A 19,893-nucleotide genomic window follows, 5' to 3' on the forward strand; every position below is an offset into this window, starting at 1 on the left:
TCCATCAGGCCACCAGCGCCACGTGACTAAGGAAGAAGGACTAGATAATGACCGTTCAACCCAGTGTACGTAACCTGTCGATTGATGGTGATCGCCTTTGGGACAGCCTGATGGAAATGGCCAAAATCGGCAAAACAGCAAAGGATGGCGTGTGTCGTCTGGCGCTGACCGATCTGGACCGGGAAAGCCGCGATTTATTCATCAAATGGTGCGAAGCCGAAGGCTGTTCTATCCGTGTTGATCAGATGGGCAATATCTTTGCCCGTCGCGAAGGCAAAAATCCCGATCTGCCGCCAGTTGTGATCGGAAGCCACCTTGATAGCCAACCGACCGGTGGCAAATATGATGGGGTTTATGGTGTGCTGTCGGGGCTTGAAGTGATCCGAACCCTGAATGAAGCCAAATACGAAACCGAGGCCCCGATTGAAGTTGTGTCATGGACCAACGAAGAAGGATCGCGCTTTGCCCCGGCGATGGTGTCGTCAGGCGTCTTTGCCAAGGTATTTGATCTTGAATACGGGCATGGCCGGGCCGATGTCGATGGCAAAACCATGGGCGAGGAACTTAAACGTATCGGCTATTTGGGGCCAGATGAGCCGACCATTGATGCCCATCCGATGGGGGCCTATTTCGAAGCCCATATCGAACAGGGCCCGATCCTTGAAGACGAAGGCAAGGACATTGGGATTGTCACTGATGCCCAAGGCCAGCGTTGGTACGAAATCAAATTTACCGGTGTCGAGGCCCACGCCGGACCGACCCCGATGAAAACGCGCAAAGATGCGTTGCTGGGGGCGGCACGGGTGGTTGATCTGGTCAATAAGATCGGTCTGGACCGGTCGCCTTTGGCCTGTGCGACGGTGGGGATGATGCAAATCCATCCCAATTCACGCAACGTCATTCCCGGCGAGGTTTCCTTTACGGTCGATTTCCGTCACCCCGATGATGCGGTACTGTCAGACATGGACAAGGCCCTGCGCGAAGGTGTGGAAAAAATCGCCAAAGACATCGGACTTGAAAGCGAATTGGACAATATTTTCTATTACGCGCCGATCCCGTTTGATGCGTCCTGCGTTGATGCCGTGCGTAAGGGGGCCGAACTTGGTGGTTTCTCGGCGCGGGAAATCGTTTCAGGTGCCGGGCATGATGCGTGCTATTTGGCCCAGGTGTGTCCAACCGCGATGATCTTTATCCCGTGTGTCGATGGCATTTCCCATAACGAAATCGAAGAAGTTCACAAACACTGGTCCGATGCCGGTGGGCAGGTTCTTTTGACGGCGGTTTTGGCCAAGGCTGATGAAACGGTGATGGCAAAATCCGACTGAGTTTCGGACGGACAATAACGGGACGGCTGACCATGCAGCTGTCCTTGCGGGCGGGCCGGTTATCCGGTCCGCCCGTTTTCTATTCCAGTCATGACAATCAAACGGGGAATTCGTTTTCCACCGGATGGATGACCTTGGTAAAGGGTTCGTCTTCGTTTTCGGCAATCCAGTGCGCCCAATAGCGCGGGCGGGCCCGGCTTGTATCGGGTTCAAGGCTAAGGAAATTGCGCGCACCGACAAACTTGGTGTTGGTGCCGGGGAATGTGCCCATCCGCGATATGATCGACGGATCGATTTCCTTTTCGTTATCAAGCAAATGGGTCAGGGCAAACAGCACCATCTTGCCCGGTGCGGGATGGACAATTGCCGATGAAATCAACTGATTGATCACCCGCGTCTGACCAATGTATTCGGTCCGGTTGTTTTCAAGCATGCCAAAGGCCGCGACATGCACATCGCCCGACAGGATCGTCACCCGGATGCCGGTTTCCTGAATTTTAAACAGGCGATGGACCATGCGGCTGCGTTCACCCTTATGGCTTCGGCTGCTCCAATGGTCTTGCAAATCGTCTTCAAGTTCCTGTTGGCCGGGCACGGCACCCAGCAAGGTTTCAAGCACATTAAAGTCGGGATAGACGACCGGGATGCTCGACATTACAAACAGATGGTCGATCTCGGAAAGGCTGGAAAGCCAGTCATATATCTTGTCCCAGTGATCGGGCGATAAGACCTGTCTTTGGGTGCGTTCGGACCGCATATCAACAGACAGGATCGCTGTACTGCCGACAATGTGCCCAACCGAAAATCCATGATCGGGGGCCAGATAGAAGGCAGGTTTTTCGGTTTCGGGGGACAGATGTTGCTGAAACACGCCAAAGGCATGGGTGGCGATTTTGCCGATGCCCTGAAACACATCGCAATTCTGGCGTTCGGGCGGATAGGAGCCCCAGCCATCGAAAATATCATGATCATCCCACATCGAAATTGCCGGAACGGTCGCCATCATTTGCGCGACTTCGGGCTGGGCCCAGCGTTCGGTATAAAGATCGAAATAGAATCTTTCGAGTTGGCTTTCCATCGTCTTGGTAAAGGTCGCCTTGTTGGCCTTGGCATTGGGTAAGGCGTTCCATGTCTTGATACTTGGCACGACTTCCCAAACGGAATCGGCATAGACCTGATCCCCGCCAAGCAACATCAGATGATAGGGGGCTTGATCATGACGCCCGGCCATCTCAAGCCACATTTTGTTTTTAACCTCGACCCCCTTCATCACCTTTTGCGATGAAAACCCGTTGCACGACGCATAGGCCATGTTTGGTGCATGGTCGCGGGGAGGTAGATGAACATCAAAATAGGTGTCTTCCGACGGGCTATACGTCAGTGTGGTCGGGGTGTCTGCAAGTGGGGCGTCAAAAGAAAAACTGTAAGCTGCACGATCACCAAGCTGCCAAACAAGCGTTGCGCTGGCAGGAGGCACATGGACATCGCCGATAAAGAAAAGATCGCCGGGTGGCCCAATTTTGGTCACCATCAGCACACTGAGTTTCCAGCGGTTTGTTGCCGCGTCATAACCACGAAATGAAAGTACCGGTCCCATCAGGATTTTCATCATGCCCACCCTTTTGTTTTGATTTTATGCCCGCTTTGGGTCGCCAATATATTGCAATTTAAAGTGGATTTGAACGCCCGTTATAATGCTATTTTTCGGTGGCTGGGCGGTTTTGAGGCAAAGGGGCCAAATCATGATGGGCGCGAAATAATATGATCTGAGGCAACGCGCGATGCCCTAACTGTCTGAGGGCGTCTCGTTCATAACGCCGCGAAGGTGGACGGTTGTCCATCTTTCAAGCGTACCGTCTTCTTTCAACCTTTTGATCAGCAGATTAATTTCGGCAATATGCTGTGCGCAGGGACTTTGGCGCGAAAACATCAGCAACACTTCGTTGCGGGCCAGTGGGGGCTCTGCCGGTTCAATTACGTCCTCAAGATGGTTTTTATACAGGTTGGTTAACCCATCATAGCGGCCCAGCATCACATAATCGGCACGGCCATTGATAAGAACATCGAAAATTCTGTTTCCTGTCGGGGAATAGATCATATCAAGGCTGGTTTGGGCGTAATGATCGATGTAATCGCCATAACTGCCACCTTGCGGGCGTGCCCCGCGATAGCCGATCAAATCATAAATGTTGTTCATTGGAAAACGGTTCTGGCGGTGCTGGAAAACCATGACATCGTCAAAGGCAAATGGCGCACTATAGGTGTAAATGCGGTTGCGTTCCTTGGTGAAATAGGCACCTGCGATGACGTCAATCTCACCCTTACCCAGCATTTGGATCGATCGTGACCAGGGAATATCAAGCATGAGGTTAAGGTGGATGCCATGTTGCGCGGCATATTCATCAAGGATGTCGATGGCAAGGCCCAACTGCCGGCCATTCTCGTCGATATAGGTGATCGGTTCCCAGCCTTCAGCGCCGCCAACAGACATGGTTTCACAACCCTGTATGGCAACAGAACGTATCATTTGATCCTTGGAGGCGTCGGGTTCGTCGGCAATCGCGCTGCTGATCGACAAAATACTCCCGGCGCCAAGAAATAAGGCACCAACAAATAAAGCAGCGTCAAAAAAGCCAGCCGCACCTGATCGCGGGGGCGTGCACACCATTTCTGACCTCGGCGGAAGTTATATCAACATCTGCTGCTATAGGTTTGTTCCGCGGGCGGGGCTTGCAACTATCCATAAGTGGAGGCAGGACGCGCATTCAAGCCGATCTTTGATGTCTTATCCGTTCAGTCCAACGCCTTTGAGGATAATGCGCACGACATTTTCTTTGGCCTCGGCGAATTGGGTTTCGCTCAGTGGCTGATCATTGTTGAAAATCTCGATCTGGGCCCCGAAATCGGCGTAATGCTGGGTGGTGGCAAAGATCATATACATCAGTGAGTAGGGCTCAATGTGGTCCATCTTGCCCTCGGTAATCCAGCCGCGAATGACGACAACGCGGCTATCGAGCCAGTTTTTCACCGTGGTCGAGATGTAATCAGACGAGAATTTTGCCCCACGAATGATTTCATGTGCCCAAAGCCGCGAGCCATAGGGCCGGGCGCGCGATAAATCCATCTTGGCTTCGATGTATCCGCGCAGGATGATGGCCGGATCGGCACTGTTGTCAAACGTCATGGCCGCTTCAAGCCAGTGATCGCAAACGTCTTCCATAATCCGGCGATACAGCGCTTCTTTGGTGCTGAAATAATAGTGCACATTTGCCTTGGGGACGTTGGCAACTTCGGCAATCAGTGCGGTGGTCGCCCCCTTAAATCCGTAATCAGCAAAAACCTTCTCGGCGGCAGCAAGAATTTGCTCTTCGTTTTCCTGGCGAATGGCGGCTTTGTGTGCCCCGTTTTGCGCCGGTTTTACCGCTGTCTTGCTGTCTGTTTTTGAGCCGGTTTTAAGTGGGGTCATTCATGCTCTCTGATTTGCGTCATTTATCTTGACCGTTTGGTCAGGTTAAAATAACCTCTACCTTAAATATGCAAAAGAAACTTTTTTATGCGCGTCATGTTTTGGGGACCCGAAAAAGGGTTCCAGAGTCGGTTTTGTCCGAAATATCGAACACTCCCGATGAAAGATAAACAGAAAAAAGGCGCCGTAAACAAAAATCAGGGTTCCTAAAATGGCATTTGACGGTCGAAAATTCGAAACAATTCCCCGGTGGTGTTAAAGCTCTAGTGCATGGGCGTGTCTCATGCTAACGATTTTTGCGTGTCCGCATGCCGGACACCCCCAAATTAAAAATGTTCGACATATCGGTCACTGCGTTGATCTTTGGGCTGGATGAAAAACATACGTTTGGATGAAGAAGTCAGGTATCGGCGATTGGGGAAGGTCCCCCGACCGATATCAGGGAAGCAATGCGAAAAGGTACGGGAGACCTTTTATGACAGCCACCACGAAAATCAGCCGGCCGAATGATCTTTCGGCATTCTGGATGCCGTTTACGGCCAACCGCCAGTTCAAGCAGACCCCGCGTATGCTGGTCGCGGCCGAAGGCATGTATTACACAACCGATGACAACCGCCAGATCCTTGACGGGACGGCGGGTCTTTGGTGCTGCAACGCTGGTCACAAACGTCCGAAAATCGTTGAAGCGGTCAAGGCGCAGATGGACGAGCTGGATTATGCACCAGCCTTTCAGATGGGCCACCCCAAGGCGTTTGAGCTTGCCAATCGTTTGGCACAGATCATGCCGGGGGACCTTAATCATGTGTTCTATACCAACTCTGGTTCTGAATCGGTTGAGACCGCCCTTAAAATCGCCCTTGCCTATCACCGTGCACGCGGCGACGGCCAGCGCACCCGCCTGATCGGGCGTGAGCGCGGCTATCATGGTGTGAACTTTGGCGGCATTTCGGTGGGTGGTATTTCTGGCAACCGCAAAACATTTGGCCAGATGTTGGGTGGTGTTGATCATATCCGCCACACATACCTTCCAGAAGAAAACGGCGTGACGCGCGGCATGCCAGAACATGGGGCCTTTTTGGCCGATGATCTTGAACGCATTTGCGCACTGCATGATCCATCAACCATTGCAGCCGTGATTGTCGAGCCGGTTGCAGGCTCCACCGGCGTTTTGATCCCGCCAAAGGGATATCTTGAACGCTTGCGTGAGATTTGTACCAAACACGGCATCCTTCTGATCTTTGATGAAGTCATCACTGGTTTCGGTCGCCTTGGTGCGCCGTTTGCGGTGGATTATTTCGGGGTTCAGCCTGATCTGGTGACAACGGCCAAGGGGCTTACCAACGGCACCATCCCGATGGGGGCAGTGTTTGCCACCGATGATATTCATGATGCCTTCATGACCGGCCCGGAAAACATGATCGAGCTGTTCCATGGTTATACCTATTCGGGCAACCCAGTTGCCTGTGCGGCCGCCATGGCAACGCTTGAGACCTATGAAGAAGACGGTCTGTATGAAAAGGGCAAGGAACTTGGCCAGTATTGGGAAGATGCGGTGCACAGCCTGATCGACCTTCCGTTGGTCAAGGATGTTCGTAACCTTGGCCTGATCGGTGCGATCGAGCTTGAGGGGATCGAAGGATTCCCGACCAAACGTGCCTTTAACGCGTTCCTGAAGGCGTTTGAAAAAGGCATCCTGATCCGCACCACCGGGGATATCATTGCGCTGTCGCCACCACTGATCATTGAAAAATCACACATTGATCAGCTGTTTGGCACGCTGCGCGACGTGCTCAAAGAAATCGACTGATTGGTCGTTGAGCTATGTCCCTTGCCCGGATCGGGCAGGGGACAAAAGCCCGGTCTGCTGATTACAACAACGACAGCAGATCGGCGCATGATGAGGAAACATCTGTTTCGCGATTTTTCTGATCGCGTCCCGACTGGGAAATAGACCCGCATAAAAACAAGGGGTCTTTGGGGCGCGGTTGGACATAAGTCCGAAGATCGGCATAAGCCGGCAAAAGGACATTAAAATATCAGATCAAGGAGGTTATCTCGGATGTCAAAGCTGAGAGGCGGCCTGATTCAAATGAGCCTGAAAGGTTCAACCGATCAGACCCCCGAAGAAATCCGCAAGGCCATGATCGAGGCACATCTGCCCTACATCGAAGAGGCGGGTAAAAAAGGTGTGCAGGTCCTGTGTTTTCAGGAAGTTTTCACCCAGCCCTATTTCTGTCCCAGTCAGGACAAGAAATGGTATGCAGCGGCGGAAAAGATCCCCGATGGCCCAACCACGCAATTGATGTGTGAACTGGCGGCCAAATACAAAATGGTGATTGTTGTTCCGATCTATGAGGAAGACATCACCGGGGTCTATTACAATACCGCTGCGGTGATTGACGCCGATGGCACCTATCTTGGTAAATACCGCAAAACCCATATCCCCCATGTCGCCGGTTTCTGGGAGAAATTCTTCTTTAAACCCGGTGCGTCAAACTGGCCGGTGTTTGAAACCCAGTATTGCAAGCTTGGCGTTTACATTTGCTATGACCGCCACTTCCCCGAAGGCTGGCGTGCGCTGGCCTTAAATGGGGCGGAATATATCGTCAATCCATCGGCCACCGTTGCCGGGGTTTCGGAATATATCTGGAAACTCGAACAGCCCGCATCTGCCGTTGCCAATGGCTGCTTTATCGGGGCGATCAACCGGGTTGGCCGCGAACAGCCCTGGGATATTGGCGAGTTCTATGGCCAAAGCTATTTCGTCAATCCGCGCGGTGAAATCGAAGCACAGGCATCGCGTGAGAATGACGAACTTCTGGTCCATGACATGGACATGTCGATGGTGCGTGAAATTCGCAATAACTGGCAGTTCTTCCGCGACCGTCGTCCTTCAACCTATACCCGACTGACAGACGGAAATTGAGATTGAATACCGGCGAACGGGGAAACCCGCTCGCCGTTTTGCTTTGACCGACATATGGGGCAATGACCCCGAAATTCCGGCAAAGTTCAGGGCAACGTCCCTGAGGGAGGCTTCCATCGAGTGTGCCAAAAGAAACTCTTTTGGTTCCGAGAGAGACATACGATCAGGGGACACCCCATGACGCTAAAACAAGTTGTCGATAACGTTGCCGCGATGCCCGCATCGAAAAAAGCCGTTGTTGATATCAAAGATTTATCGCTGACTTTTCAAACGGCTGATGGCCCGGTTTACGCGCTGTCAGAAGTTGACCTTACGATTGAAGAAGGCGATTTCGTATCGTTCATTGGTCCGTCGGGCTGTGGCAAAACAACGCTTTTGCGCGTGATTGCCGATCTGGAGAAAGCCACGGGCGGCGAAATTTCGATCAATGGCGTCTCGCCCGAGGCGGCCCGCGAAGCGCGCGCATATGGCTATGTGTTTCAGGCGCCGGCATTGTTGCCGTGGCGCTCCATTGAACGCAATGTGACCCTGCCGCTTGAGATCATGGACCTGTCCAAGGAAGAACGCATCAAGCGCGCCCATGACGCGCTCAAGCTTGTGGAACTCAACGGGTTTGAAAAGAAATTCCCATGGCAGCTTTCAGGCGGGATGCAGCAACGTGCGTCCATTGCGCGTGCGCTTTCATTTGATGCCGATTTGCTGTTGATGGATGAGCCGTTCGGCGCGCTGGATGAAATTGTCCGCGATCATTTGAACGAACAGCTTTTGAAGCTGTGGGCGCGGACCAACAAGACGGTGGCCTTTGTCACCCACTCCATCCCCGAGGCGGTCTATCTTTCAAGCAAGATTGTCGTGATGTCACCGCGTCCGGGGCGGATCATTGATGTGATCGAAACCAAATTCCCCAAGGACCGAACACTCGACATTCGCGAAACGCCGGAATTCCTTGAGATTGCCCATCGGGTACGCGAAGGACTGCGCGCGGGGCATGGCCATGACGAGTAACACCGCAACCCTGTCGGGATCAGTTGCTGGACCGTCGCTTTGGACCCGGATGATGTCGGGGCACAGCGGGCCGGTCTGTGTTGTTCTGCTGGCCCTGTTGGTTCTTTGGTATGTCGGTGCGGTTTTCATGAATGCGCCGACCCAGATCGACCGATATGACCGGGCGGATCAAACATGGACGACCAGTCAGCTGATTGAAGATACGCTGGCACAGGAACGTCCAATCCTGCCTGCCCCCCATCAAGTCGTCGAGGAGATGTATAAATCCATCTTTGCGATCAAGATCACGTCAAAGCGGTCCTTGGTCTATCATAGTTGGGTCACGCTTTCCTCTACACTTCTGGGGTTTAGCATAGGAACCTTGCTGGGCATTGTTTTGGCGGTGGGCATTGTCCATGTCATGACGCTGGAAAAAAGCCTCATGCCGTGGGTGATTTCGTCGCAAACCATCCCGATCCTTGCCATTGCGCCGATGGTCATCGTTGTTCTGGGCGCGATCGGGATCAAGGGGCTGGTGCCAAAGGCGATTATTTCGACCTACCTTTGTTTTTTCCCGGTCACGATCAGCATGGTTAAAGGCCTTCGATCCCCGCAGGTGATCCAGCTTGATCTAATGCGGACCTATAATGCCTCAAAATGGCAGACATTCTGGCAACTGCGGTTGCCATCCGCCATGCCGTACCTGTTTGCCAGCCTTAAGGTCGCGATTGCAATTAGTCTGGTCGGCGCGATTATTGGCGAATTGCCAACGGGTGCGCAAGCTGGCCTTGGTGCACGACTGCTTGCCGGATCGTACTATGGCCAAACCATTCAAATCTGGTCGGCACTTTTCACCGCAGCCTTTTTGGCCGCGATGATGGTGGTGATTGTTGGCTGGTGTGAACGGCGTGTTCTCGCCCGGATGGGGGTAAGCGCATGACACAGGTAAAGCTTGATAAATTCTGCCTTGTGGGTGCCGTTGCCGCCCTGTTGGCCCTGATTTTCCCGCTGGCGGGCATTGATGGTGATACCGGCAAACAGGTTGCCTTTGTCGGTGATATTCCCGGTCTTGCCAGTGCGATGGCGCTGTGCGTGATTGCCGGGGCGGCGTTTACCTGGATTGGTGTGCGCACCATTTTCCATGCGTTCATTATTCTGGCGGTTGCGGTGTTTGGCGCCTGGCAGGCGATTGATGCGCTGTATGATTACGGTGTTGCTGGTTATGCCAGCACCGGGTTCTGGCTGTTCATCATTTCGCTTTGGGCGTTTGTCTGGCGCGCGATTGATGTGATCGCCAATTACCACAGCCTTGAAACCGTCAAACAGCAATCGGCCAATATTATTGTGCCCATCGCGTTTGGCGTCTGGTTGCTGTTTGTCTGGGAAGTTGTTGTGTCGGGCTTTGGTGTGCCGCAGGTTTTGCTGCCGCCGCCCAGCATGATCGGGGTACGTTTCGTTTCTTCGACCGACACTATGATGGCCGATTTCTACCAGACCTTTGTCAAGGCAGCACTCAGTGGCTATGTCATGGGCTGCGGATCTGCGTTTCTGGTCGCGATTGCGGTGGACCGTGTGCCGTTCCTTAAACGCGGGCTTTTGCCGCTGGGCAATATGGTTTCGGCCTTGCCGATCATTGGGGTCGCGCCGATCATGGTGATGTGGTTTGGCTTTGATTGGCAATCGAAGGCCGCGGTGATTGTGATCATGACGTTTTTCCCGATGCTGGTGAATACGGTGACCGGGTTGAATGCGGCGGGCAAACTGGAAAAGGACCTGATGGCGACCTATGCGTCGGGCTATTGGTCGACACTTTTCCGTTTGCGGTTGCCGGCGGCCATGCCGTTTGTTTTCAACGCACTTAAAATCAATTCCACGCTTGCGCTGATTGGTGCAATCGTCGCCGAATTTTTCGGCACTCCGATTGTTGGTATGGGCTTTCGCATCTCGACCGAGGTGGGCCGCATGAATATCGACATGGTCTGGGCGGAAATCGCACTGGCGGCCCTTGCGGGGACCGCCTTCTACGGGGCCGTTGCGTATGTTGAGAGAAAAGCAACGTCATGGCATCCGTCTTTTAGGGTACGTCGCCATTAAAGGCACAATTAAAGACGACCCACCGGGAGGACTTGACGATAACCTTGAGGAGACATCGACGAATGAAGAAATTATTGGCGACTGCACTAGGGTTGAGTTTCGGTCTGACATCGCTTTCGGCGATGGCAGCAGATGACGTAACCCTGCAGCTTAAATGGGTTACGCAGGCTCAGTTTGCCGGCTATTACGTGGCACTGGATAAAGGCTTCTACGAAGACGCCGATCTGAACGTTACCATCAATCCGGGTGGCCCGGATGTGGCCCCGCCGCAGGTGATTGCCGGTGGTGGTGCAGATGTGATCATTGACTGGATGCCGTCGGCATTGGCTTCGCGTGAAAAAGGCGTTCCGCTGGTCAATATCGCACAGCCATTTGCCAAATCGGGCATGATGTTGACCTGCTTGAAAGAAACCGGCGTTGAAAGCCCGGACGATTTCCCGGGCCGGACCCTTGGCGTCTGGTTCTTTGGCAATGAATATCCGTTCCTAAGCTGGATGTCGAAACTTGGCATTCCGACCGATGGCAGCGACAAAGGTGTTACCGTCCTTAAACAGGGCTTTAACGTTGATCCGCTGATCCAGAAGCAGGCCGATTGCATTTCGACCATGACCTATAACGAATACTGGCAGGTCATTGATGCCGGTATTTCGGCCGATGACCTGAAGGTCTTCAAATACGAAGATCAGGGTGTCGCGACCCTTGAAGACGGTCTTTATGTGCTTGAAGACAACCTCAAGGATCCGGCATTTGTCGACAAAATGGCGCGTTTCGTCGATGCCAGCATGAAAGGCTGGATGTGGGCAAAAGAAAACCCGCAAGACGCCGCCATGATCGTTCTTGATAACGATATGACCGGTGCCCAGACCGAAAAACATCAGGTCCGCATGATGACCGAGATTGGCAAGCTGCTTGGCGATAGTGCTGCTTTGGACGATGCCGCCTATCAGCGGACCGTCGATAGCCTGCTGTCGGGTGGTTCTGATCCGGTGATTACCAAAAAACCGGAAGGTGCCTGGACCCATGCCGTAACCGATAAATCGGCAATGTAATCGGTTCTTGAACCGCGACTTTAAACCGTCCGGCGGACATCGGTTCGCCGGACGGGTTTACCTTCCGAAAATGCTTTAGATGATGCCCCGAAATAGTTGGGGAAACAGACGGAATGCCGGGCTGCCCGCACCTTTCCGCAAGAGACAGACAAGGAGCCACCCATGTCCATGGTTATTCGTGGCGGAACCATTGTTACCGCCGATCTGACATATAAATCTGACATTCTGGTCGAAGACGGCAAGATCGCCGCGATCGGGGACAATCTGACCGGTGACAAGGTGATTGACGCCGACGGTTGCTATGTCATGCCCGGCGGGATTGATCCGCACACCCACATGGAAATGCCCTTTATGGGCACCTATTCCGAAGACGATTTTGAAAGTGGTACCAAGGCGGCTGTTGCCGGTGGCACGACCATGGTGGTCGATTTCTGTTTGCCTGCCCCAAACCAGTCGCTGCTTGAAGCATTACAGGCGTGGGATAACAAATCATCCAAAGCCGTTTGTGATTATTCCTTCCATATGGCGGTGACCTGGTGGAGCGAGCAGGTCTTTGACGAAATGAAAGTCGTCGTCGAGGAAAAGGGCATCAACACCTTTAAGCACTTCATGGCTTATAAGGGCGCGCTTATGGTCGATGACGATGAGATGTTCGCATCCTTCTCGCGCTGTTCCGAACTGGGGGCAATGCCACTGGTCCATGCCGAAAATGGTGATGTGGTCGCGACCTTGCAGCAAAAGCTGCTGGCTGAAGGCAATAACGGGCCTGAGGCGCACGCCTATTCCCGCCCCGTGGATGTTGAGGGCGAAGCATGTAACCGTGCAATCATGATCGCCGATATGGCCAATGTGCCGCTTTATATCGTGCATGTGTCCTGCGAACCGGCCCACGAAGCCATCCGCCGTGCGCGTCAGAACGGCAAACGTGTGTTTGGCGAACCGCTGATCCAGCATCTTGTGCTCGATGACAGCGAATATAAAAACACCGATTGGGATCACGCCGCACGCCGGGTGATGTCCCCGCCATTCCGCAGCAAGGAACATCAGGACGGTCTTTGGAACGGTCTGGCATCGGGCAGCCTTCAGGTGGTGGCAACCGACCACTGCGCGTTCACGACGGAACAGAAACGCATGGGCGTTGGTGATTTCACCAAAATCCCGAACGGGACGGGTGGTCTTGAAGACCGTATGCCGCTTCTTTGGTCGCGCGGTGTGAATACCGGTCGTTTGACCATGAATGAATTCGTGGCTGTCACTTCGACCAACATTGCCAAGATTTTGAATGTCTATCCGCGTAAGGGTGCGATCCTTGTCGGGGCGGATGCGGACCTTGTGGTTTGGGATCCGAAGGTGTCAAAAACCATTACGGCGAAACACCAGCAATCGGCAATTGATTACAATGTGTTTGAAGGCATCGAAGTCACCGGTCTTCCGCGCTACACCATCAGCCGTGGCCGCATTGCCGCCGAGGAAGGTGTTGTTGTTGCCAAATGTGGTGATGGCGAGTTTGTCCGTCGTGATGCTTACCCGGCAGTCAATAAGGCGCTTTCGAAATGGAAAGAGCTGACCTCACCGCGCAAAGTCGAACGCAAAGGCATTCCAGCGGGCGTCTAAGGTTCGTTCAGGTATAGCACGACAAACGGGGCAGTCATCGGCTGCCCCGTTTTGTATTCTGCGCTGCGTTTGGGAATGTCAGCTCGGGCTAAACAGTTTCAGCATCACAATCCCGCCAAGGATCATGCAAATTGCGATCAAACGGCCAATATTTGCCGCTTCGCCCAGCATGACGATGCCAAAAATAACCGCCCCAACCGCCCCGATGCCGGTCCAGATGGCATAAGCCGTGCCCAGCGGAATGGTCCGCATGGCAAGTGCAAGCAGCCAGAAACTGCCCGCCATGGTGACAAGGGTAAAAATGGTTGGGACGGGTTTGGTGAAACCTTCGGAATATTTCAGGCCAGATGCCCAGCAAACTTCCAAAACACCGGCAATGATCAATGCAATCCAGGCCATAGGCGGCCTCCTTTTAAAAAGGGGCCGTCCCCGTTGCTCTGATACAGAAAACCGGTCGTCCGGTTTTCTGGGTGCCTTACGCGCGCAAGGTCACCATTGTGCTAACAGGATTTATAGGCGACAAATCACCGGTGGGCAATTGTCTGATTGGCAATGGCGCTATGCCACTTTGTCATTACTCTGAGCATTCTGGGCGACATGACGAGATCATCTGATACCCGTGCCATACCAAAGACCGCCGCCCTGATCCTTGCGGGCGGCGCGGGGCGGCGCATGGGCGGTAACAAACCGTTTCGCGAAGTGGGGGGGATGACATTGCTGGCGCGCGTGATCGAAGCGGCGCGCGCCCAATGCGACCATGTGATGATTTCGTCAAACGAAGATACCGCGATATTTGCCGAATATGATGTGCCCGTGATCGGGGATCAGCCCAAAGCCGGGCAGGGACCATTGGGCGGCGTTCTGGGGGGGCTGGATGTATTGCCGAGCGATATTGATTGGCTTGTGAGTTTTCCGGTTGATTGCCCGATTGTACCCGATGACATGGTTGCACAGTTGTTGAGCGGTGCCCGAAATGCAGACGTCAAAGCCGCCTTTGCCAGCTACGCGGATCGGGATCATTATCTTTCAAGCATCTGGCATCGCGGCAGTGCGCCGGTTATTGCAAGGCAGCTTGCCGACGATGACCGCCGCGTTGGGGCGGCCTTGAGGATGATGGATGCGGTAAAGGTGACGTTTCCTGTTTCCGACGGGGCGATTGAACCCTTTACCAATGTCAATTCGCCAGAGGATTTGAACGAACTTCATAAAATGCTGTCTGGCTTTGTCGGCGGCAAGGGGGGCTAACCCTTCCCCCGGACGGCATTTGGGTGTTGTTCTAGAAAATCAAAGTTCGAACAATATTATTGCACACCAAATGCAGGTTGCAGGTATGATTGGACTTATTCATTTCTGGTGGTTCTCGTTTGGCTATATTTTGCGCCGATCTGGCCACCTAAACACCGAATCTTCGTTATCAGATTCGACATTCTAAGGGCTAAAGATGCAATCGACGTTTGCAATATTCTCGCTCGCCTTTGTTGTGCTGGCAGTCGTTCTGACTTTCATGAGTGTCAAGATCGTGCCGCAGGGCTACGAAGTTACCGTCGAAAGACTGGGGCGCTATTTGCGCACACTGGATCCTGGGATGCACGTCCTGGTCCCGATTATTGATCGGCTCGGACAGCGTATGAGCCTGATGGAACGGGTGCTCGACATTCCCAGTCAGGAAGTCATTTCCAAGGATAATGCGTCTGTTGCGGTTGATGGTGTCGTCTTCATCCGGGTGACCACCACCAAAGATGCAGCCTATAAAGTCGAACGGCTTGATTATGCGGTTCAGAATTTGGCAATGACCAATTTGCGCAGTGTGCTCGGCTCGATGGAACTCGACGAGATGCTGTCAAATCGCGAAAAGATCAGCCTGTTGCTTTTGGCGGTTCTTGATGAAGCGACAAGCGATTGGGGTGTTAAAATCACCCGGGTTGAGATCAAGGACGTCAATCCGCCCGAAGATCTGACCGATGCCATGAACCGTCAGATGAAGGCAGAACGTGAGAAACGTGCGCTTATCCTTGAAGCGGACGGTGAACGTGAAGCCAACATCAAACGTGCGGAAGGCGAAAAATCTGCTGCCATTCTGGCCGCCGAAGGCCGCATGGCCGCTGCCGAGCTGGATGCACGGGCCCGTGAACGTACGGCCGAGGCAGAAGCCAAAGCAACCGAAACGGTGTCCAAAGCCATCCGCGAAGGGGATGTTCAGGCGATCAATTACTTTGTTGCTCAGAAATATGTTGAGTCACTGGGCCAAATTGCATCAAGCCCCAATAGTAAACTTGTCTTCATGCCGCTTGATGCGTCAGGTGTCGTTGGTTCGATTGGCGGTGTTGCCGAATTGATCAAAACGATTTCGCAGACGGATAAAAGCTAACGTGACCTTGGGATCGCTGTAATGGATTTGTTTGCTGATCTGAGTATCGAGTTTTGGCATTGGTGGATTTTGGCCTGCCTGATGCTTGTGCTTGAAATGGTGTTGCCGGGCATCATTTTCTTGTGGCTGTCCGTCGCGGCGGCGGCCGTGGGATTTGTCGTTTTGTTGGTTCCCGACATTTCGGTGGAAATACAACTGATCGCGTTTGGCGTGTTTAGTGTGCTGTCGTTCGTGATCGGACGGCGGTTTTTTCGGCCCGGGGTTTCCGGGGCGAACGAGCAAGATGTCAGCAGTGCCAGTTCTTCGCTGGTCGGCAAAACAACGGTCCTGACCGAAAAAACCACCAATGGCCGTGTGCGCCAAAGTGTCTATGGTTCAAGCTGGGTCCTGAAATCAGACGAAGACCTTGCCAAAGGACAGAAAGTCCGTGTCTGCGGCATCGAAGGCAGTACACTTCTTATCGAGGCGGTCAAAACCGACACACCAAGCTAGGGTTTAGACACTAGTCGCGTTTCTGGTAAATGAAAGGCCCCGATCTTGGTTGATCGGGGCCTTTTTGATTTGGTTAGTCGACCGCACAGGCCCGCCACGGCGTCCAAGGCTTATAACTGTCAAAGAACCGGGCCAGAAACTGATCAACCCGTTCACGGTTGGCTGCGCGCTCCGTCGGTTCAAGATCCTTGTCAAACTTGCCACAATTCTTTTCGACTGCATCGCCAATGGTTTTCCAGTCGACATCTTCGGTGTGGCCGGGAAGGCCGGTGGCAATTGCGCACCAGCCAACGGCTTCGGCCGGGTCGCCAAGGGACTTGGCTTCTTCGGCAAGATAGGCTGCAGCGCGCATTTCACCGCGTTCGGCCGCTTGGCGCAGATATTGATAGCGCGCGGTATCGCTGGCGGCAAAGCGGTTGGCAAGAAGGGTGGCCGCACGCGGATCACCAGCCTCCCATGCGGTGGTCAGATATTCTTTTGCCGGGGCGGTTTTACCCTGATCAAGCGCATCAAGGGCAAGCCACAGCATGGCTTGTGTTTGTCCCTGATCGGCGGCTTGTTGATACAGGGTGCGGATCAGATCGGCAGGGGCGCCAGTCGCCTCAAGTTTGCGGGCCATGACAATGCTGGCATCCGGGTTCTTATTACCCGCCGACGCCTTCATCATGGTCCATCCGGCGTCTTCATTGGCCTTAACGCCAACACCATTGATCATTTGGCACGACAAAAGGTACTGCGCGGTGGCGTTGCCCTGATCGGCAAGGGGGGTGAAAACCTGTGCCGATTTTTCAAATTCACCATGGCGGTAGGCCGAAATACCGTCATCAAGGACAGACGACGCATCGGCTTGACTGCCGAATGTGGCCAATACCAGCGATGCGGCCAGCATAAGGGCCGTGGGCCGCAAAGCCGACGTTTCCGATTTGTGCGGGACAGTCTTGCACACGGCAGACTTTGAACAATGGGCGATCAAGGTTTTCATGGAATTCTGTCTAACATTTTTGCTGTACTACAGGCGAAAAAAGCGCCGGGGCGGATACGGTAATTGGGGTCCAGTCACCGTATTAGCCCCGGCAAGTTCGCTCATGGCAGGGAGGATCTGGTTGGGCGCATGTCTTGGTTTTGGTCAGAAGCGTGGTCTGCTGGTTGATCTGAACGAATGGTGGTAAGGAAATCACGAACACGATTGCCCAGATCATCAGATTGCGTACGCAGGCGATCTGTCGCATCGCGCAGGCCATCCACGGCATGCAGGTTATCATCTGCCGCCGTGCTGACCTGTGCGATGGTGCTGTTCATTTCACCAGCCGCGGTGGCGGATTGTTCGACATTGCTGGCGATTTCGGCGACGAATTCCTGTTGCTCGCTGACCGCATCGGACATTTCGCCGACGGTTTCATGAATACCGGTGATGCTGTCGCGAATACCGGCAATCGCCTTGACCGCGATGCCGGTGGTTGACTGAATTTCATTGATCCGTTCGGCAATACGATCTGTTGCAGATCCGGTCTGGTTGGCAAGGTTTTTGACTTCTTGCGCAACCACGGCAAAGCCTTTTCCGGCTTCGCCCGCGCGGGCGGCTTCGATGGTGGCATTCAGTGCCAGAAGGTTGGTCTGCGCGGCGATGTCCTGAATAAGGTTAAGGATCTCGCCGATTTCCTGCGCACCGGTTTCAAGTTCATGCATCGTGGCATTGGTGCGCTGCGCGGCATCGACAGCACTGGTCGCAGCAGTAACAGATTTCTGTGCCCGATGGCCGGTATCCTGTACCCGTTCAGACAGTGAATGCGTGGCATCAGATACCGACGCCATATTGATCGAGATTTCCTCAGACGCGCCAGCAACACCGGTCGCATTCGAGGATGCGGCCTGTGCACGATCACGCACCTGATTTGAGGTTGCCTGAATATTTTCCGCTTCGCGGGCAACCCCTTGGGCGACCTGCATGATGGAGGCCTCAAACGCATCTGCGAGATCGAGCATGGCGCGCCTGCGTTCGGTTTCGGCGTGTTCGCGTTCGCGGGCAACTTTTTCTTCAGCCTGCTGGGCGGCAAGGCTGGTTTCGCGAAACTGACCAAGGATTTCGGCCATGCGCCCGATTTCATCGCGTCCCTGATCTTTGACCTCGGTCGAAAGATCGCCGTTGGCCACACGGCGCATGCCATCAATCACCCGCAAAAGACGTTTGATCAGGTTGCCCCGAACATAGAAAATCAGGATCAAAAGTGAAATCACCAGAACAGCGACACCGATAAACGCAATCACTTTTTGATCGCGGACCACCTGCGACAGCGCATCGGTGGCATTGGCATCGACCTCGACCCGTTTGCCATCGACCATCAAGGTGATGGAATGCGAGAGGGCTTCGGCACTGGCAAGTGTTGCTTCAAGGGTTTGTTCGGTCTGATACTGATTGTCCCATTCGGTTTCACGCAGGTCAAACACACTCTTGCCACCCGTGCCATATCCCAAAAGGGCCTTGGCAAGGTCGCGAATTTGGTTGCCATCATCAGTATCGGGCAATTCTTCAAGCGCATCGGAAATGCGCAATTCTGCCCAGCTCCATTGGTTGCGAACTTCATCGATCGCCTCTCCCTCGGGTACGGCAATAGCAGCGGTTAACATGCCAAAGGCAAGGTTCACATTGGCGCGTATTTCGGCAATCAGCTGTGAAAAGGCGATGGTTTCTTCAAGTGTTGCGGCGGCATCAAGATTGCCATTCGAAACCCGGGAAATCCCGCGTGATACATCGATATCAACCACCTCAACCAGCGGATTGAGGAATTCCGACAGGTCGGCATAGGCAAAAACCATATCAAGCGTCAGATCACCGCGCTTTTCCTCAGTTTCAAGGCGCTGGGTGGTCAGATCATGCAGGGTTTCACGGCGGGCAACAATGTCATCAAGCTGTGCGGTCAGGGCCGGGATCGCATCAACCAGTTCGGGCTCTGAGGGTGTGTCATCTTCCGATGCTGGATCCTCGGCGTTTTCGTCACGTGGAGCGGAAACGTCTATCATCACCGGTTCGGGATTGGCCGCGGCAATTTCGGTCAAACGCAGCCGGGCATCAGCAATCAATGTATCAAGGCGCGCCTGTGTTGCGGCCAACTCGTCGGCATTGCGGGACGCGGCAAGTACGGGGGCCTGTGCTGCCAGGCCAACCCCATCCATAGCCAGTTCCATCTGGCGAATGATTGACGGCAGACTATCGGTGGTGATGTCGGCGACAAGGTCGCGACTGTTACCAAACGACACCCATGATACGACCGATGAAACCCCGGCCAATACCAGAATTAGGGCAAAAGAAGCCATTAGCCGACCTTGAATACCAAGGCCAGCGCGACGTTTTTGAATGGCGCTATTCACTGTTTCCTCCCTGTCTTGCCGCACTTCTTATTGTTGAGGCAGACATTCCCGTTTGGGACATTTCGCATCCGTTTTCGGACGTCTCGGGTTTTTATTTTCAGGTCTTATGACTTAATGAAAAAGGTGTCTTTGAAAGCGTTGGTGGCGCAGATGGTGGTTTTGGGAAGGGACGGTCGGGGATGAAAAATCATCCCCGACACCCCCAGTAG

At 53.7% G+C, this 19,893-nt stretch carries 17 protein-coding genes; 11 read left to right on the forward strand and 6 right to left on the reverse strand.

Features of this window, described 5'->3' with window-relative positions; translation table 11 throughout:
• Window positions 1-47 precede the first annotated feature (47 nt).
• Window positions 48-1,325, forward strand: coding sequence for a Zn-dependent hydrolase (locus K355_RS0110915; protein WP_022732180.1), 1,278 nt, complete (start codon window positions 48-50; stop codon window positions 1,323-1,325).
• 97 nt (window positions 1,326-1,422) lie between these two features.
• On the opposite strand, the gene K355_RS0110920 is transcribed toward K355_RS0110915, so the two are convergent.
• From K355_RS0110920 to K355_RS23850, 3 genes are all read right to left on the reverse strand, one after another.
• On the reverse strand, window positions 1,423-2,937 hold the full coding sequence (locus K355_RS0110920) for an alkaline phosphatase D family protein (RefSeq protein WP_114091508.1): 1,515 nt from the start codon (window positions 2,935-2,937) through the stop codon (window positions 1,423-1,425).
• A 174-nt stretch (window positions 2,938-3,111) separates the two neighbouring features.
• The gene (locus K355_RS23845) at window positions 3,112-3,903 is read right to left on the reverse strand and encodes a substrate-binding periplasmic protein (protein WP_245562938.1); all 792 of its coding nucleotides are present in this window, start codon (window positions 3,901-3,903) and stop codon (window positions 3,112-3,114) included.
• A 207-nt stretch (window positions 3,904-4,110) separates the two neighbouring features.
• Window positions 4,111-4,791 carry a TetR/AcrR family transcriptional regulator gene (locus tag K355_RS23850; RefSeq protein ID WP_022732183.1) on the reverse strand — a complete coding sequence of 227 codons (681 nt, stop codon included), beginning with the start codon at window positions 4,789-4,791 and terminating at the stop codon, window positions 4,111-4,113.
• A 475-nt stretch (window positions 4,792-5,266) separates the two neighbouring features.
• Here K355_RS23850 and aptA point away from each other — a divergent pair, with 475 nt between their 5' ends.
• The 7 genes from aptA (at window position 5,267) to hydA (ending at window position 13,458) form a co-directional block, all read left to right on the forward strand.
• Complete coding sequence (gene aptA / locus K355_RS0110935) at window positions 5,267-6,598, forward strand: omega-aminotransferase AptA (RefSeq protein ID WP_022732184.1); 1,332 nt, start codon at window positions 5,267-5,269, stop codon at window positions 6,596-6,598.
• A 252-nt stretch (window positions 6,599-6,850) separates the two neighbouring features.
• Window positions 6,851-7,717 (forward strand): nitrilase-related carbon-nitrogen hydrolase, encoded by an 867-nt coding sequence (locus tag K355_RS0110945; RefSeq protein WP_022732186.1) that lies wholly within the window; start codon window positions 6,851-6,853, stop codon window positions 7,715-7,717.
• Between the two features lie 213 nt (window positions 7,718-7,930).
• The gene (locus K355_RS0110950; protein WP_028791527.1) at window positions 7,931-8,722 is read left to right on the forward strand and encodes an ABC transporter ATP-binding protein; all 792 of its coding nucleotides are present in this window, start codon (window positions 7,931-7,933) and stop codon (window positions 8,720-8,722) included.
• The gene (locus tag K355_RS0110955; protein WP_028791528.1) at window positions 8,712-9,641 is read left to right on the forward strand and encodes an ABC transporter permease; all 930 of its coding nucleotides are present in this window, start codon (window positions 8,712-8,714) and stop codon (window positions 9,639-9,641) included. The genes K355_RS0110950 and K355_RS0110955 overlap by 11 nt, the downstream gene beginning before the upstream one ends.
• Window positions 9,638-10,795: an ABC transporter permease gene (locus K355_RS0110960; protein ID WP_022732189.1), complete on the forward strand. Its 1,158-nt coding sequence runs from the start codon at window positions 9,638-9,640 to the stop codon at window positions 10,793-10,795. The genes K355_RS0110955 and K355_RS0110960 overlap by 4 nt, the downstream gene beginning before the upstream one ends.
• A 62-nt stretch (window positions 10,796-10,857) precedes the next feature.
• On the forward strand, window positions 10,858-11,844 hold the full coding sequence (locus K355_RS0110965; protein ID WP_022732190.1) for an ABC transporter substrate-binding protein: 987 nt from the start codon (window positions 10,858-10,860) through the stop codon (window positions 11,842-11,844).
• 162 nt (window positions 11,845-12,006) lie between these two features.
• On the forward strand, window positions 12,007-13,458 hold the full coding sequence (gene hydA, locus K355_RS0110970) for a dihydropyrimidinase (RefSeq protein ID WP_022732191.1): 1,452 nt from the start codon (window positions 12,007-12,009) through the stop codon (window positions 13,456-13,458).
• 78 nt (window positions 13,459-13,536) lie between these two features.
• Here hydA and sugE read toward each other — a convergent pair whose 3' ends face one another.
• Entirely contained in the window at window positions 13,537-13,857 is a 321-nt protein-coding gene (sugE, locus tag K355_RS0110975; protein ID WP_022732192.1) for a quaternary ammonium compound efflux SMR transporter SugE, read from the reverse strand.
• A gap of 198 nt (window positions 13,858-14,055) precedes the next feature.
• Here sugE and mobA point away from each other — a divergent pair, with 198 nt between their 5' ends.
• The 3 genes from mobA (at window position 14,056) to K355_RS0110990 (ending at window position 16,318) form a co-directional block, all read left to right on the forward strand.
• Window positions 14,056-14,703, forward strand: coding sequence for a molybdenum cofactor guanylyltransferase MobA (gene mobA / locus K355_RS0110980; RefSeq protein ID WP_022732193.1), 648 nt, complete (start codon window positions 14,056-14,058; stop codon window positions 14,701-14,703).
• A gap of 196 nt (window positions 14,704-14,899) precedes the next feature.
• Complete coding sequence (locus tag K355_RS0110985) at window positions 14,900-15,826, forward strand: SPFH domain-containing protein (protein ID WP_022732194.1); 927 nt, start codon at window positions 14,900-14,902, stop codon at window positions 15,824-15,826.
• A 21-nt stretch (window positions 15,827-15,847) separates the two neighbouring features.
• The gene (locus tag K355_RS0110990) at window positions 15,848-16,318 is read left to right on the forward strand and encodes an NfeD family protein (protein ID WP_022732195.1); all 471 of its coding nucleotides are present in this window, start codon (window positions 15,848-15,850) and stop codon (window positions 16,316-16,318) included.
• A 73-nt stretch (window positions 16,319-16,391) separates the two neighbouring features.
• Here the strand turns inward: K355_RS0110990 and K355_RS0110995 are convergent, their stop codons facing one another.
• Both K355_RS0110995 and K355_RS0111000 read right to left on the reverse strand, forming a co-directional pair.
• Complete coding sequence (locus K355_RS0110995) at window positions 16,392-17,300, reverse strand: tetratricopeptide repeat protein (RefSeq protein WP_022732196.1); 909 nt, start codon at window positions 17,298-17,300, stop codon at window positions 16,392-16,394.
• Between the two features lie 101 nt (window positions 17,301-17,401).
• Complete coding sequence (locus K355_RS0111000) at window positions 17,402-19,684, reverse strand: methyl-accepting chemotaxis protein (protein WP_022732197.1); 2,283 nt, start codon at window positions 19,682-19,684, stop codon at window positions 17,402-17,404.
• Window positions 19,685-19,893 lie beyond the last annotated feature (209 nt).

Origin of the sequence: Thalassospira lucentensis MCCC 1A00383 = DSM 14000, assembly GCF_000421265.1 — a bacterium.
Lineage (GTDB): Bacteria > Pseudomonadota > Alphaproteobacteria > Rhodospirillales > Thalassospiraceae > Thalassospira > Thalassospira lucentensis.

Coding starts and splice junctions, on each gene's coding strand:
- K355_RS0110915 (WP_022732180.1), top strand. CDS start 48: ATGACCGTTCAACCCAGTGTACGTAACCTGTCGATTGATGGTGATCGC.
- K355_RS0110955 (WP_028791528.1), top strand. CDS start 8,712: ATGACGAGTAACACCGCAACCCTGTCGGGATCAGTTGCTGGACCGTCG.
- K355_RS0110960 (WP_022732189.1), top strand. CDS start 9,638: ATGACACAGGTAAAGCTTGATAAATTCTGCCTTGTGGGTGCCGTTGCC.
- K355_RS0110950 (WP_028791527.1), top strand. CDS start 7,931: ATGCCCGCATCGAAAAAAGCCGTTGTTGATATCAAAGATTTATCGCTG.
- aptA (WP_022732184.1), top strand. CDS start 5,267: ATGACAGCCACCACGAAAATCAGCCGGCCGAATGATCTTTCGGCATTC.
- sugE (WP_022732192.1), bottom strand. CDS start 13,857: ATGGCCTGGATTGCATTGATCATTGCCGGTGTTTTGGAAGTTTGCTGG.
- K355_RS0110920 (WP_114091508.1), bottom strand. CDS start 2,937: ATGATGAAAATCCTGATGGGACCGGTACTTTCATTTCGTGGTTATGAC.
- K355_RS0110965 (WP_022732190.1), top strand. CDS start 10,858: ATGAAGAAATTATTGGCGACTGCACTAGGGTTGAGTTTCGGTCTGACA.
- mobA (WP_022732193.1), top strand. CDS start 14,056: ATGACGAGATCATCTGATACCCGTGCCATACCAAAGACCGCCGCCCTG.
- K355_RS0110945 (WP_022732186.1), top strand. CDS start 6,851: ATGTCAAAGCTGAGAGGCGGCCTGATTCAAATGAGCCTGAAAGGTTCA.
- hydA (WP_022732191.1), top strand. CDS start 12,007: ATGTCCATGGTTATTCGTGGCGGAACCATTGTTACCGCCGATCTGACA.
- K355_RS0110995 (WP_022732196.1), bottom strand. CDS start 17,300: ATGAAAACCTTGATCGCCCATTGTTCAAAGTCTGCCGTGTGCAAGACT.
- K355_RS23850 (WP_022732183.1), bottom strand. CDS start 4,791: ATGACCCCACTTAAAACCGGCTCAAAAACAGACAGCAAGACAGCGGTA.
- K355_RS0110990 (WP_022732195.1), top strand. CDS start 15,848: ATGGATTTGTTTGCTGATCTGAGTATCGAGTTTTGGCATTGGTGGATT.
- K355_RS0110985 (WP_022732194.1), top strand. CDS start 14,900: ATGCAATCGACGTTTGCAATATTCTCGCTCGCCTTTGTTGTGCTGGCA.